Origin of the sequence: Okeania sp. SIO2B3 (genome assembly GCF_010672525.1) — a bacterium.
Classification (GTDB): Bacteria; Cyanobacteriota; Cyanobacteriia; order Cyanobacteriales; family Microcoleaceae; genus Okeania.
On the sequence record NZ_JAAHGH010000073.1, the window covers coordinates 1 to 16,227 of the forward strand.

At 35.0% G+C, this 16,227-nt stretch carries 9 protein-coding genes; 4 read left to right on the forward strand and 5 right to left on the reverse strand.

The features are described from left to right. The first annotated feature begins 1,321 nt into the window (after positions 1–1,321). Positions 1,322–6,178: a glycosyltransferase gene (locus F6K15_RS28140; protein ID WP_293067418.1), complete on the forward strand. Its 4,857-nt coding sequence runs from the start codon at positions 1,322–1,324 to the stop codon at positions 6,176–6,178. A 1,469-nt stretch (positions 6,179–7,647) separates the two neighbouring features. On the opposite strand, the gene F6K15_RS28145 is transcribed toward F6K15_RS28140, so the two are convergent. From F6K15_RS28145 to F6K15_RS28165, 5 genes are all read right to left on the reverse strand, one after another. After that, complete coding sequence (locus tag F6K15_RS28145) at positions 7,648–7,842, reverse strand: hypothetical protein (RefSeq protein ID WP_293067421.1); 195 nt, start codon at positions 7,840–7,842, stop codon at positions 7,648–7,650. Between the two features lie 23 nt (positions 7,843–7,865). Then, positions 7,866–8,009 (reverse strand): hypothetical protein, encoded by a 144-nt coding sequence (locus F6K15_RS28150; protein ID WP_293067424.1) that lies wholly within the window; start codon positions 8,007–8,009, stop codon positions 7,866–7,868. Positions 8,010–8,270: 261 nt separating this feature from the next. Next, a complete protein-coding gene (locus F6K15_RS28155; protein WP_293067426.1) occupies positions 8,271–8,393 on the reverse strand; it encodes a hypothetical protein in 123 nt (40 codons plus the stop codon). 84 nt (positions 8,394–8,477) lie between these two features. Then, a complete protein-coding gene (locus F6K15_RS28160) occupies positions 8,478–9,188 on the reverse strand; it encodes a hypothetical protein (RefSeq protein WP_363268884.1) in 711 nt (236 codons plus the stop codon). Next, the gene (locus F6K15_RS28165; protein ID WP_293067483.1) at positions 9,189–10,211 is read right to left on the reverse strand and encodes a dynamin family protein; all 1,023 of its coding nucleotides are present in this window, start codon (positions 10,209–10,211) and stop codon (positions 9,189–9,191) included. A 185-nt stretch (positions 10,212–10,396) separates the two neighbouring features. On the opposite strand from F6K15_RS28165, the gene F6K15_RS28170 reads away from it, so the two are divergent. The 3 genes from F6K15_RS28170 to F6K15_RS28180 all read left to right on the forward strand — a co-directional run bounded on the left by F6K15_RS28170 (position 10,397) and on the right by F6K15_RS28180 (position 15,779). Further along, positions 10,397–10,621 carry a hypothetical protein gene (locus tag F6K15_RS28170; RefSeq protein WP_293067432.1) on the forward strand — a complete coding sequence of 75 codons (225 nt, stop codon included), beginning with the start codon at positions 10,397–10,399 and terminating at the stop codon, positions 10,619–10,621. Positions 10,622–11,612: 991 nt separating this feature from the next. Next, on the forward strand, positions 11,613–12,359 hold the full coding sequence (locus F6K15_RS28175) for a peptidylprolyl isomerase (protein WP_293067435.1): 747 nt from the start codon (positions 11,613–11,615) through the stop codon (positions 12,357–12,359). Positions 12,360–12,776: 417 nt separating this feature from the next. Continuing rightward, positions 12,777–15,779, forward strand: coding sequence for a peptidase domain-containing ABC transporter (locus F6K15_RS28180; RefSeq protein WP_293067438.1), 3,003 nt, complete (start codon positions 12,777–12,779; stop codon positions 15,777–15,779). The last annotated feature ends 448 nt before the right edge of the window (positions 15,780–16,227 follow it).

Sequence of the window (16,227 nt, forward strand, 5' to 3'; positions counted from 1 at the left end):
TCATCTATATATGTAGAGCAGTATATTGGGAAATTTGGTGAGGTTTTTCTTTTTTCTACAGTCAAAAGTCAGGTGAGGTATATATTTAAAGCCTGACTTTAGCCGAGACAAAAAAATCAATTACCCCCAGAAAGTAATCTAGAGAAAATCAACAACTCACAGCCATTTAAATTCTGAGATAACTCAACTTTCAACCATAAAAAAATGAGTAGGAATGAGATATATTCAGCTCTACTATAGAAAATTCACTACCAAATCTAAGTAATCTCTATATATCTATATATATATTGTAAAAATTGGCGATATTTTGATTTTTTCTACAGTCAAGAGTCAGATGACATATCTATTTAAACCCTAACTCTCGCCAAGATAAAAAAATAAATTACCCTCAGAAAGTAATCTAGAGAAAATCAACAACTCACAGTCATTCAAATTCTGAGATCACTTAACTTTTAAACATCAAAAATTAAGTAGGAATGAAATATTTTCAGTTCTACTAGAGAAAATTAACAACAATGCCCAATCATCTCCGATACATCTATAAATATATAGAGCAGTATATTTGGGAATTTGGCGATATTTTTCTTTTTTTTACAGTCAAAAGTCAGGTGAGGTATATATTTAAACTCTGACTTTAGCCGAGACAAAAAAATCAATTACCCCCAGAAAGTAATCTAGAGAAAATCAACAACTCACAGCCATTCAAATTCTGAGATAACTCAACTTTCAACCATAAAAAAATGAGTAGGAATGAGATATTTTCAGCTCTACTAAAGAAAATTAAAAATAAAGTCCAACTACCCCTTATACATCTATATATATAGAGCAGTATATTTTGGAGTTTTGCGAGATTTTTCTCAAGTAAAAAACAGGGATAGCCACAGATATTATGAGGAGAGTGCCAGTCAGATATATACATTTAATCCATGACTCTCACTGAGAGATAAAAAATTAATTACTCTCCGACATTTAAACTCTGAGAGAGCTCAACTTTTAAGCAGAAAAATTTGAGTGGGAATGAGATACTTTCAGCTCTACCGAAGAAAATTAATAACACATTCCAATCATCTCCCATAAATCTATATATATAGAGCAGTATATTTGGAAATTTGGCGAGATTTTTCTTTAACTCTCACAGAGACAAAAAAATCAATTATCCTCGGAAAATAATGTGGATATACTTAGTTGCCCTCATACAAGTAAAATGATCAGAACTTATTCAATATAACTCCTCTTTTTCTGAGACAGATAGATAAGCGATCGCTTATTTATATATAGATAGTTAAATCTGTTAGACTTAACCAATATAAATATTAAGACAATGAATAAACCTAGATACAAAAAGATGATGAAATGCAAAATATGTGAATCTATTTCTTTAAAATTTTCTGAAGCTCATATCCTGAACAAAAAATATAAAATCGACTACTTTCAATGTCAAAACTGCAACTTTATCCAAACAGAATATCCTTACTGGTTAAGTGAAGCTTATTCTCAAGCGATCGCCTCTAGTGATGAGGGTTTAATCTTCAGAAATTTGATGTTATCTCAAGTTACAAAGAATATTATTGATCGACTGTTTGACTCAGAGGAAAAATTCCTCGACTTCGGTGGTGGATATGGTTTATTTGTTAGATTGATGCGGGATATTAAATACAAGTTTGATTGGCAAGACAAATACTGTGAAAATCTCTTTGCCCAACACTTTAAATCTACCCCAAACCAAAAATATGAGTTAGTTACTGCTTTTGAGTTACTAGAACATTTAGTTAATCCTATTTCTGATATTCGAGAAATTTTAAATTACTCCCAAAATATCCTTTTCAGCACAGAAATATTACCGCCAGACAATCCTAAACCTAATCAGTGGTGGTATTACGCTACGGATGAAGGTCAACACATATCTATATATACAGTTAAATCTCTCCAAATTATTGCTCAGAAATTTCACCTCAATTTTTATACTAACTACTCATCACTTCATTTATTAACGGAGAAAAAAATATCTCCAGCTTTCTGTGAAGCACTCTTAAAATATGATGCGGAAAATCTCCGAAAAATTCTTAGACAAAATCGGGATTATCTCAAAACACTAGAGAGAATTTTAGGCAAGGAAGAAGGAGGAGGTCAGAAGGAAGAAGAAATTTCTTTCAATCTCCCAACATCTACCCCAAAATCTCAACAACTCTCAGACAAAACTCAAATTTTTCAGCAACAAGAAGTAGAAGGGATAAATCAAGAAGAAATTTCTTTCAATCTCCCAACATCTACCCCAAAATCTCAACAACTCTCAGACAAAACTCAAATTTTTCAGCAACAAGAAGTAGAAGGGATAAATCAAGAACTAAATTCTTTCAATCTCCCAACATCTACCCCAAAATCTCAACAACTCTCAGATGAAACTGAATTTTTACACCAGGGAAAAGGAGGAGGTATAAATCAAGAAGAAATTTCTCTCAATTTCCCAACATCTACCCCAAAATCTCCAGAACTCTCAGACAAAACTCAAATTTTTCAGCAACAAGAAGTAGAAGGGATAAATCAAGAAGAAATTTCTTTCAATTTCCCAACATCTACTTCAAAATCTCAACAACTTTCAGACAAAACTCAATTTTTACACCAGGGAAAAGGAGGAGGGATAAATCAAGAACTAAATTCTCTCCATCTCCCAACATCTACTTCAAAATCTCCAGAACTCTCAGACAAAACTGAATTTTTACACCAGGGAAAAGGAGGAAGGATAAATCAAGAACTAAATTCTCTCCATCTCCCAACATCTACTTCAAAATCTCCAGAACTCTCAGACAAAACTCAAATTTTTCAGCAACAAGAAGTAGAAGGGATAAATCAAGAAGAAATTTCTTTCAGTCTCCCAACATCTATCCCAAAATCTCAACAACTCTCAGATGAAACTGAATTTTTACACCAGGGAAAAGGAGGAGGTATAAATCAAGAACTAAATTCTCTCAATCTCCCAAAATCTACTCCAAAATCTCAACAACTCTCAGACAAAACTGAATTTTTACACCAGGGAAAAGGAGGAGGTATAAATCAAGAACTAAATTCTTTCAACATCCCAAAATCTACCCAAATATCTCAACAACTCTCAGATGAAACTCAATTTTTTCAGCCACAAGAAGTAAATTCCCTCAAAATCTCAAAATCTACTCCAAAATCTCAACAACTCTCAGACAAAACTGAATTTTTTCAGCAGCAAGAAGGAGGAGGGATAAATCAAGAAGAAATTCCTATCAATCTCCCAAAATCTACCCAAAAATCTCAAGAACTCTCAGACAAAACTGAATTTTTACACCAGGGAAAAGGAGGAGGGATAAATCAAGAACTAAATTCTCTCCATCTCCCAACATCTACTTCAAAATCTCCAGAACTCTCAGACAAAACTGAATTTTTTCAGCAACAAGAACCAGGAGGCAAGAAGAAAGAAAAAATTTCTCTCAATCTCCCAAAATCTACTCAAAAACCTCAAGAACTCTCAGATGAAACTAAAATTTTATACCAGGAAAAAGCAGCAGTGAGAAGGAAAGAAGAAATGTCCCCAAAACCAGAAAAACTTACAGAGATAAACGAACTTTTATCAACTCCAACAACTCCTCAAAAATTAGGAATTAATATTGCAGGTTTTGTGAAAGGAGAATTAGGAATAGGAGAAGGAGTAAGAGCAACACTTCGAGCAGTAGAAACCACAAACATTCCCTTTGTTATCAACAATATTATCAGCACTCCCCATAGAAACTCCGACCAAAGCTACCAAAAATTTACCCAAGAAAATCCACATCCAATTAACCTATTTCAAGTCAACGCCAATGAAGTCAAAACCTTTCTCAAAAAACCAACTGTCAGACAATATTTCACCAACAAATATAACATCGGTTTTTGGGCATGGGAACTTCCGAAATTTCCTCCAGAATGGATAACAGCATTTACGCCATTTCACGAGATTTGGACTTACAGTAATTATTGTGCCGAATCTATTTCAATGGTGTCATCTATTCCTGTAATAAAAATGATGCCCAGTATTTCTCTACCAATTCCGAAAATTAGTAGAAAAGAACTAGGTTTACCAACAGACAAATTTATCTTTCTATTTATCTTTGACTTTTTTAGTCGCCTCGAACGAAAAAATCCACTCGCCACAATCACCGCATTTAAAAAAGCATTCGGAAACTCAAACCCAGATGTTTTGCTCCTGATAAAATCATCCAATTCTCAAAAATTTCCTAGAGATAAGTCACAGCTAATAAATAGTATTGGAGACTCCCCAAATATTAAACATATAGATGGATATTTATCCAAAGAAAAAATCAATGCCTTGCTTTACCATTGCAATTGTTATGTATCTCTACATCGCGCCGAAGGCTTTGGCTTAACAATGGCAGAAGCAATGTTTTATGGCAAACCAGTTATTGCCACAGGCTATTCATCAAATACTGAATTTATGAATGTAGGAAATAGCTTTTTAGTCGAATATGAAAAAGTAGCGATCGCTGATAATTACGGACCATATAAACAAGGGGATATTTGGGCAAATCCTAACATCGAACATTGTGCCAATTTGATGAAATATGTGTTTAATAATTCTTCCAAAGTTCAAAAAATTGGATTAAAAGCTGCTGAAGATATTAAGTCATTACTCAGCCCAGAAGCTATGGGTAAAAAAATTCAAACTCGCCTCGAATATATTGCTCAAGTCACGGAAAACTTTACTAATATTCCAACCACAAAATTATCTCAGTCTTCTCCAAGGAAGAAATCTCCACTTGTTAGTATTTGTATTCCTACTTACAACGGAGAAAATTTTATCAGAGCTGCAATTAATAGTGCCCTTTCCCAAACTTACTCTAACCTAGAAATCATTATTTCCGATGATAATTCCACCGACAAAACCCTGGAAATAGCCAAATCATTACAATCGGAAAATCCACAAATAGAATTTCGGATTATTTGTCATCAAAATTATGGCTTGGTGGGAAATTTAAACTTCTGTATTTCCCAAGTCAGAGGCAAATATATTAAATTCTTGTTCCAGGATGACTTGCTCGAAAAAAGCTGTATTGAAGAACTTGTCAAAATAGCAGAACAAGACTCAGAAATAGGTTTAATTTTTTCTCGCCGTCGCGTAATTTTAGAGTCTGGTGCAGAAAAGAATTCTACTTGTATAGCTGCTTATCGTGGTACTCAAGATTTACACAAAGATTGGTCAAATTTGAAAACTATTCAGTCAGGAAAAGATTTATTATTAGACCCTAATTTAATGAAATATCGTCTGAATAAAATTGGGGAACCAACAACAGTCTTAATTCCTAAAACTGTCTTTGAAAAAATCGGACTTTTTGACTCTAGTTTGACTCAAGTATTAGATATAGATATGTGGTTCAGGATTATGGGAAATTACAAAATTGGATTTGTGGATAAGGATTTATCTCAACTTCGTATTCATCCCCGCCAACAAACTCAAATTAATCTTACTTCTGGGAAAAATCCTCAAGATTATCAAAGGTTTTATCAGAAAATGTTGGAGAATCCTGTTTATAGTTTTTTAGCTCCAGAGGTGAAGGAAACTGTCAGACAAAAATTAGGATTTTTGCTCAAACAAGACTTTTCTCAACTGCCAAATTTGGTGGAACAATATCGTCGCTTTCCTGGTGATGAATCGGTTTTAAATAGTATCCGTAAATTACGCCGTCAACTCGCTGAAAAGTTGTTAGGTTTATCAAATGAACAGTTGAAATATTTTTATCAAGCTGAAATAGGTGAAATTTATAAACTTCTGCTCAATAGTGGGATAAAAAATGAAGTTTTAACTGCTTCTGAAAAAGAGTTTGTTGTTAATCTACAGAAAAATTTTTCCGCAAAAAATATCTGGCAAAATCTTTTAGTATTTCTGCTTTATCGCTTTGCTTTTCAGTTACCAATCAATTATCGTCAAGCGGTTTTGCCAAAATGGATTTTTACTGATTTTCTGAATTTTCTATTTGATAGACCTCTAAATTTTCAGGAAGTTGGAGAATTGGAAAAGTATTGTGAGTATGTCAAAGATTTAATTGTGTATTTGAAAGGAAATGTTTGTAGTAATAGTAACTCCGCAGTTAGACAAAGTATTGCTGCTTTTCTTGCTGACGATCTTGATTTAACTGTTTTTTCTTGTTGTGATTTTTAACTTCCGAATACTTGGCAAAATGTGTTGGAAGTTAGGGAGTTTTTTTAGAGTGCAATGGGTATCCACTTGATTATTCATTTCCCGCAAAAACATAAACATTTCCTACGGAATGCTGCATAAACAGCTAGCTCGCAGTCAGCTTTTAGCTGTTTCATCAATAATGAATATACATTGCTAAGGTCAAGGTTAGTTTTTTTCCAATACTTTGAATTCTCTTTAAATCTCTCAATACTAATTCCTGCTATAAAGGCAATGAATTAATAACTGTTAACGTAGTTCCTCCGCAGGAGGCTAGCTGATAGCTGATAGCTGATAGCTTATACAAAAACAGGCGGTCGCGGTAGCGATGCGGAGCATTATCGCTCTAAAATTTGTCTGGGAATATTACTCTATAAATTAAGCCTTCAACAGGATACTTTTACTGTTATTTCAATCCTCGAAAATTTAGATAGACATAACTTTGAAATAGTGTTATATTATTTTTCAATAACAAATGATATTCTGGGCTATCTTTGTCAAAAATAGATATACAGCGGATTCCACCTTGGTGAAGTACACCCGTCGCGGACAAGATACCCGCACTGGGAACGTTTAATTGTTAATATCTGTACTTCATATACCACCGAATCTGCTGTATGTATATTTATCTTTCTAGAAAACTGTTGAAAAATCGATAGTGGTGTACAAGTAGTGATTTTTGCAGTTAAGCTCCTTACTGCTGAAAGGGGCCTATATCATGTCCGGATAATTAGGGTTTGCTGAAAAAGTCTTATGGGTAAGGGTAGGAGACAGGAGACAACCCACCCCTCGCCCCTCCCCCGACCGTGGAGGCAGGGTCTATTTATTGTCACGCCTAGAAAAAAGAAGTAGCGGAGTGGGGGAGTGGGGGAGTGGGGGAGTAAGGTCAATTCATCGTCAACAGAGAAAAATTGTATCCTTTGAAATTTTGAAATTTTGTGCATCTTGCTAGTGAGTTAACCAAAAATATACAGTTGTAAATATTCTCTGGCGACAATGAATTAACCCTGCTCCCAGGAGGGGGAGACAGGAGACAGGAGTTAGGAGAATTTAGAGCAGGTAGGAGTAAGAATTGTCCCAAGATTTTTCTGCCCGACTATGCGCCTAAAAAACTAACTTTTTGAGCGTTTTAGACTGAAATAGGCGCACTTTTTAAAGGCCCAAAAAAGGCACTTGTCTTTATATGTCAATTCTTTTAGATTTAATCAGCAAGCCCTAATTAGCGATCAAAAAAGTTTCTCTTTGTTCTTCTTTCTTCCCTCCTGACTCCTGACTCTTTAGTCGTCTATTTATAACTATTCAACCGGAAATGATATTATTTATGAAAATCGCTAAATCTACAGGACCACCAAAAAATCCATCTAAATCTGTAAATAATATCCGTGCTTAACACTACCAAAAAATCAAATTACCATATCAATCCCTCATGACTGATTTATAGTCAAGCTCGGTCATCTGCTATACAACTTTTCTTCAGCTTTAGCTGCAATTTCTCTTAATTTTTCACCAGTAAAATTCAAATCTTGTTGAAGATTATCAATTAATTGATTGAGTTGATTTTCTCTTTCTTTAGCTTCTATATTCTTGAGAATAGGCAAGATAATTATAGAAGCTAGGGCAGTGGTTAAAATTTCTTGTTTCAACACTAACGAAATTAATTCTAATTGTACTAGCAAGTGAAGAAACCCAAGTTACTACCGATTAAAATATCCTTTCTTTTAGCAGACATTTCTTGAATTTCTTCAGGAGTAAGATGTTTGCCATAAGTAACTACGCTCACTTCATTAAAAAGTTTGATTAACTCTTCTCCCACTAAATCTAAAACCCCACTTTAATCTCCATAAAAGTTTACCACTTCATTAGCAAAATCTGATTTCCAAATCATTTTCATACCTCCACTTTTCTTTGAATAACGAGCTGTTTGAGGATAAAAATTCCCAAATCAAATCTATTGTGTGCAGCTTTTTTTTTCTGATTGATTAGCCATTAAAATCTTCTTTTATTTCAATAAATATCTGTTTTAGCAGACAAATTAATCAAATAAAATCCATTGTGTACAGCTTCTTTTTCCTTACTAATTAGCCATGAAAATGTTCTTTCTTTGAACAGACATTTCTTGAATTTCTTCAGGAGTGAAATGTTTGCCATAAGTAACTACACTAACTTCATTAAAAAGTTTGATTAACTCTTCTCCCACTAAATCTAAACGAGACTTTTCTAAATTTATGCTATTGCTTCCTTCTTGCTTGCGCTTGATAATTTGCTCTTGTTGTTCGTGAATTCAATCTATTTGCTCTTGTAGATTATTTGTAAGTTTTGAAGCTAATATTTCAAACTCTCCCTCAATAGCTTGATAAAATTCATTCCGTTTTTCAAACACTACTTCCCGCATACTTTCAGGAATTTTTTCCCCAAGTTTTTTTAGTATTTCTCTTTGAAATGCATCCCTTTGAAGTTTTATAAAAACCCCTTCAGCAAATAAAGCAATGAGCGCCATTGCCAGAAAATTAGAAATAGCCAACACATCAACCACAAGAATTAATAGAACTATTTCCTGAAGACGTCTGCCAAGAAAACTTAACCAGTCTCCCTTACCCATCAAGGCACCTGTAACTTGACTAACATCAAGAGTGAGTCCACCAAGTATAGCTTGAATAATTTTCTGAGCTTTTTTCTGTTCCGGAATAAAAGCTTCTTCTGCTTTTCCAAAGGTAAACAATCTTTTAATTTTATCGACTTTAAGTTGAAAATCAGATAATTGATTATCTAGTTTTTTTTGCATTTCATGTATGTCTTCCTCAATTAAAATTGGGATTCGTGTTTCCCACTGTTTCAGCTTAGATTCTATGTACGGTGTACAAGCTTCTTTAATATGGTTTCTTATTTTTGTTTTAGATTTTTCCCGAAACGTACTTAAAAGAATATCTTTGATATTAGCAAGTGGTTTAATATCTATTAATTTGCGGGAGTCTTGTTGCCAAGTTTCTTTAATTTATTGAGTATATCCTATTAAATCATCCAGAAGTTTTTCCTTAATCTTGTCACGGTAAAAAAAGATAGTTTGTTCAATATCTCTTTTATCCTTTTCTAATTCCAATAGTTGTTCCTCTGCTTGCTTGCGTCGCTCTTCTAACTCGTTAAGAGGTTGGTCTAAAGTCAGCTTTTCTTGATTAATTTGTTCGCGAGAATTAGAAACAATTAAACTTAATAATTCTACAGTCGAGTCAAAAGTAGCTGTAACTTTTTCCGGACTTGCTAAAAACTTTTCTAATTCTTCCTCTAGCTCAAGAACTCCAGATGAATTTAAAACAGCTTTATCTGCTATACCTGTGCGTACCTCTAGCGCTCCTAAAGCATTAACAAAGAAAACTCGACGGTCGTAAAAATCTCTATCAAAATCACCTTCTCGATCAATATAATAATCTTCAAAGAAATTTTTTGTTCTTCTTTTTACCCTATCAACAGTTTCTTGTCCTTTTTCTTTAGCTAAGTCAATAAAACTAACAACAATAAAAACATTATTGACCTGACCTGGTTGAAAATAGCTTTCAAAAAAATCTTTTTCATCTTCACCTAAAAGCTTATCAGCTCTCAGAACAAATATGATAGCTTGTGACTGTTTCAAAAAATTATGTGCCATTTTTGTTCGAGCTGCATCTTCTTTTAACCCTGGTGAATCTATTAATATTACCCCATTATTACAGAGACGATTATGACGTTCTATTTGAGCATATTCAATCTTACTAAATCTCTCAACATAACCTGCCTGAGCTATATTTTCCTCATCCTCATCTTTAAGTTTAAAATACTCGTTGAAGTCTTTCATGCTGAAAATTTCAGGATAATCTTGACCAGACTTATATATAGCTACCTCATCACTATTTCCATACACTATTTTTGTAATAATTGCAGTACAAGGAAGAAAATCTGATGGTAATACTTCTTCCCCTAACATGGCATTCAGCAGAGTACTTTTACCATTCTTAAACTCGCCAAGAACAAGAACATTAAAAATTCCTTATCGTAATAGAGCGAGGTATGAAAAGAGGCATGGTAGGTAAAATTAATTAAATTTGAGTGCAAATTTTTTCCTAATTCCCTATCTCCTATCATCATCTATAGCGATCAGGAATGATTCAGTATGTATATTTTAGATAACTAGAATTACCGGAATTAATCACTCATACTGAGAAAGAATATATGAACCTCAGTTTAGCATTAGCAACTAGCTCAGACTTACCCTGGGATTATGACAACCAAATTAGGCAGAAGATGGCCTCTAATTGCAGAAGTCAGGGAATAGGGAGATGGGGAGATGGGGAGATAGGGAGATGGGGAGATTCGTATATTTGCACAATTTTTTATACCTTATATAAGACAACAAAAATTGGTAGTCCTACAGCCGTAATGGTATACAGGAAATAAGGAATGCGTGGCACGGGAGCAAGATGCTCCGACTGTTCTCGTAACAAAAATAATGAAAATGCACCACCACCCAAAAATTAACTCTCTTGTTTGTGTTACTAAACAATGTATAAAAGGATTTTCATTAATTGATAATGGATAATTACCTCGGGTTTTAACCGTTACGGAATTGAATATAAGGAAATATTATTTCTTCTCTTGGTCGATGGTCGGACAGCGAGGAGACCTCGCCATCCCACCCTTCGGGAAGCTACGCAACGACCCCTTTTTTCCCCGATCAAGGGGAGGCTTTAAACCAGAATTATTTAATTATTAATTATTAATTATTCGGTAATAATTTCAGTTATGGTTAGCAAATGAAGTTGAGATTAAGACTGCAAATCAAAGTCAAATTTTAAATAATCTAAATCAAACAGAATTTAATTATTAAAAAGCCTTAAAAAACGGTTTTTTTTATCCTAAAAATGGGAGTTATAATGATGCTAATACAGGGGAGGCAACTAACTAATGTAATAAACAAAAAAAACAGTAAAATCTAGATTAAAAAAGCACAATAAAAAAATCAAATGTAGGAGAAAAAGACTACTATAACTCTTAATTATCTGAGTCAATAATCATTATTGAACTAAAGCTATTGTAGACTCTAGTAACAATGATGTTATGATTAACTAAAATCTAATATAAATATTTTGACTAGCATATTCATCCGGATCGTACCCAAGTTAAAAACAGCTAGTGAAACCATGGACTAATAAGTATATATTTTGACCAATATTCGTAGTGCCATGACTCCGGTATAGATACCACTAACAAGGGAACAGGTCCAAATAGTAATGCGTCAAAAGTCAAAATCACCTACTTCTTTATATTTTTAAGATTAAGGACAAACAAATATAAAGAAATAATAATGATGTGGTAACTTAATGTGCCACTACTTATAACAGAAGACTAAATTAAAAGAGATAGTGCAAGTCAGTTGGAGATATAAAAAATGACAGGACTGTTTCAAATCGGCGATAAATTATTGCAAGCTCAAGATATCCCATCGTTATTAACACGTTATCAGTTAATGCCTCATTTTTTACGAGGAGTAATAATCGACCAAGCGATCGCTAACTTGACTTGCACAGAAGAGGAACAAACTACAGCGGTAGAAAAATTTGAGAGTCAATATCAGTTAAATTCCCCCGAAACCAAACAAGCATGGCTCAAAAACCAAGACATGACCCAAGAACAATTGGTAGAAATGGCAATTAGGCCAATATTACTAGAAAAATTTAAACAAGAAACTTGGAGTAATCAAGTAGAAAGATATTTTCTGACTCGTAAGAGCAGTTTAGACCAGGTAGTATACTCGCTGATTAGGACAAAAAATCCTGGTCTAGCTCACGAACTGTATTTTCGTATAGTAGAAGAAGAACAAACCTTTGCAGATGCAGCTCGTCAATACTCTGAAGGTCCAGAAGGGCGAACGGGAGGATTGTTGGGGCCAGTGCCTCTAAGTCAACCACACCCTGCTATAGGCAAAATTTTATCAGTAAGTAAACCAGGTCAGCTCTGGGCACCACGCCCATTAACAGAATGGACAGTAATTATTAGATTAGAAAAATTTATCCCGGCACAGCTTGATGACTCAATGCGACGCACTTTAATAGATGAACTATTTGAAAATTGGCTCAGAGAACAAATAGGAAAAATTGGCACCCTCAAACCACTACGTTCAGACGTAAAAGTATGAAAAATAATTAATAATTAATAATTAATAATTAATAATTACTTCTCCTGGAAAACGGATAGGATTGACTAATAATGAAAATTTTTTCTTGTTTCTCCTGGAAAGGAGAGGCATTTTACCTGAATTATTCGGTAAATAACATACAATAAAAGTGTTAGGTAGTAGGTTTCAATAATTAACAATTATCTCTCCTGGAAAACGGATAGGATTGACTCAAAAGAAAATTGTTCTTTTTATCCCCTTAAAAGAGGAGGCTTTAAGCCACAATTTTGCGGTAACTATAAGCTTATTATCAAAATAAAGCACGCCATACTACCAAATAAACCAAAACTAATTCTGAATTATAAATTCTGAATTATAAATACTACCAAATAAACCAAAACTAATTATAAATTCTGAATTATAAATTCTAAATTATACATGGCTACTTCTTCAACAATATCAAGAACCCAAGTACAAGAATTTCTAGCAGAAAAGCCACCATTTAATCGACTTTCAGAAAATGCACTGAAAACTCAATTAGTGGGAAAGTGTCAACTGCTTGGTTACCGTAGTGGCCAACCACTATTTGAAAGAGAAAAAATGCCCACCCAGATAGCAATAATCTATCAAGGTCAGGCACGAATATTAGGTTATGACCAGCGATCGCAACGTCATGTCAGTTTGCAGTTAGCAGGGCCAGGAGAAGTCCTTGGTTGGGCTGGGTTGTTACGAGGGATGCCTTGTGAAACGGCACTTGCTTCCACAGATTTAATTGCCGTGACTTTACCAGCCGCAGACTTCTTGGCAATATTAGAAGCAGAACCAGAATTTGGGGCAGCCTTTTTAGAATGTCCGGCAGTGAGTGAAGTATTTGAACTACTCACTCAAGAATTTGCTAGAAGGGCTGAAGTTAGTGGGAATTTGAAAGAACTGGCTAAAAATGTTGTCGAAAAAACTGTGGTAGTAAACCTACCAAAAGGAGATAAAAAAACTAAGGAATTAGCATCTATCTTAGAGTCGGAAAAAATCTGGCTAGTCAGTAGCGGGGTAGTAGGAGACTTTGCTCCGGGTAGTCCAGTGGTTTTAGATGGAGTGGGTAGGTCTTTAAGAATTGAGGGACCTAGAGGAGCAAGAATTTTAGGACTCCCAGAACAACAAGAGCGAGGTGAAGTTGAAGAGAGTACGGCCGAAAATGGGGCACAAAAAGCTGAACTGGCACCTTTAGATTTATCTATGGTCCCCCAAGCACCAGCACGTCCACCAGAGCCAACAGTTGCTCAAGATACTCAATCTATAAAATATCCAATTTTCCGGGGTAAGGGAGAAGTACCTGCTGCTTTGGCTTGTTTTCAGATGCTGGCTAAACATCTGAAGCTGAAGTTTCGCCGAGATGTGATTCGCCGGGTATTGGACAATCAGATTCGGACTGCGGGTAGGGTGTCTCTGCAAGCTTGTGGAGCGATCGCTCAGATGATGGGATTAACTGGTCAACTGGTACAGGTTCCGGCAGCAGCAGTTAGTCGTCTGAAGGCACCAGCTTTAATTGAATGGCAGGACCATTTTGCCGTACTCTACAGCATTACAGAACAAGAGATTGTTGTTGGTAGTCCAGAATTCGGATTAACTCGTCTAAAACCAGGCCAGTTTGCGGAAATTTGGGGAGAGTCTGGACAAGTTCTATTACTCCAAGCTCCAAAAACTGAACAGAAGGAAAAGTTTAGTTTTTGGTGGTTTGTTCCTTCTTTGATGGAGCATCGCACTGTCTTTATTGAGGTGTTGATTTCCTCATTTTTTGTACAGGTATTTGGTTTGGTTAACCCCCTGATGACGATGATTATTATCGATAAGGTGATGGGGCAACGTAATATTGAGGCTTTGGATGTTCTGGGTATCTTGATGTTATTGGTGGCTCTATTTGAGGCTTTGTTGGGGGGTTTACGAACTTTCTTGTTTGTGGATACTACTAACCGTATAGATGTCAAACTTAGCTCGGAGGTTATTGACCATTTACTCCGTCTCCCACTTAACTATTTTGATAATCGTCGGGTGGGTGATTTGACGGGTAGAATTGGAGAATTGGCTAATATTAGGAATTTCCTGACGGGTACTGCTTTGACTGTGGTTTTGGATTCGGTATTTTCAGTAATTTATATTGCTGTGATGTTGGCTCTTAACCCGTTAATGACGGCGGTGGCTTTGGCAGGGGTGCCTTTCTTTACTGGAATTATTGTTATTAATTCGCCAATTGTTAGAAGACTTCTAAGGAAAAAGGCGGAGCGTTATGCTGATTCTCAATCTTATTTAGTAGAGGTTTTAAATGGTGTTCAAACTGTTAAAGCTCAGAATTTGGAACTTCGGTCTCGTTGGGAATGGTCGGCGCGTTATGCGAAGTTTATGACTGCTAGTTTTAATACTGTTTTGACTCAGACTACTTCTAGTTCTATTAGTACTTTTTTAAATAAGCTTTCCGGACTGGCACTTTTATGGGTTGGTGCTTATTTAGTAATAGATGGTCAGTTATCTGTGGGGGGATTAATTGCTTTCCGAATTATTGCTGGTAATGTGACAGGTTCGTTGCTGCGTTTTGTGAGTGTTTGGCAGAGTTTCCAAGAGGTGGGAATGTCTATTGAACGACTTCGAGATGTTTTGGATACGGAGGCAGAGGTAGATGAGGAAGACCGGAATAATATTGATATGCCGCCGATGAATGGGGGTGTTAAATTTGAGGAGATTTCTTTCCGGTTTACTCAAAGCGGACCTTTACAATTGGCTAATGTAAATTTGGAATTTCCGGCTGGTTATTTTGTGGGAATTGTTGGTTTGAGTGGTTCTGGAAAGAGTACGTTGATGAAGTTATTACAGCGTTTATATCCTCCACTTTCTGGTCGAATTTTTATTGATGGATATGATATTCAAAAGGTAGAATTATATTCTTTACGTCGTCAAATTGGGGTGGTTTTACAGGATACTCTCCTGTTTAATGGTACGGTTCAAGATAATATTGCTTTGACAAATCCTGATGCTACTACTGATGAAATTGTGAGGGCAGCTAAAATAGCGGTTGCCCATGAGTTTATTATGAATTTGCCTAGTGGTTATAACACTATGGTGGGTGAAAGAGGTGCTTCTTTATCAGGGGGACAAAGGCAAAGAATTGCTATTGCTAGGACGGTTTTACAAAATCCAAGATTGTTGATTTTAGATGAGGCAACTAGCGCGTTAGATTACAGTTCGGAACGTCAAGTTTGTGAGAATTTAGCGGAGGCTTTTGCTGATACAACGGTGTTCTTTATTACTCACCGTTTAACAACAGTAAAAAATGCTAATACTATTATTATGATGGATAAAGGTTCGGTGGTAGAACAGGGAACTCATGGTGAATTAATGGCGGTTAAAGGTCGTTATTTCTGTCTCTATCAACAACAAGAAGCTCAACAGTAATTAAATTCAAAATTAAAAAGTCAAAAGTCAAAAGTGAAGTCAAAAGTTAGGAGTCAGGAATTAAAAATTCAAAAATGAAAAGTTAAAAGTCACAAGTGAAATCAAAAGTTAGGATTCAGGAGTCAGAAATCAGAAGTGATTTTTGTAAAAACAATGATTTAATGAATAAAACTTGAAAATAATTGCTTAATTCCCCAAATTACTAAAAGTTAAGAGAGGAGGAATAAAAATCTGGAAATAATGGGTAGTAATAATTAAATTAAACAATAATTATGGCAGTAGAAAAAAATGAAGTAGGAAAGAAATTTCACAAGAATTTTTAAATCAAAAATTCAATAAAATTGAGAATAATTGCTCAATTATCCAAAGTAAGAAAGGAGGATGAACAAAGTAGGAAGTCAGAAGTGATTTTGGTAACAAAAATTATTAAATAAGGGAAACTTGAGAA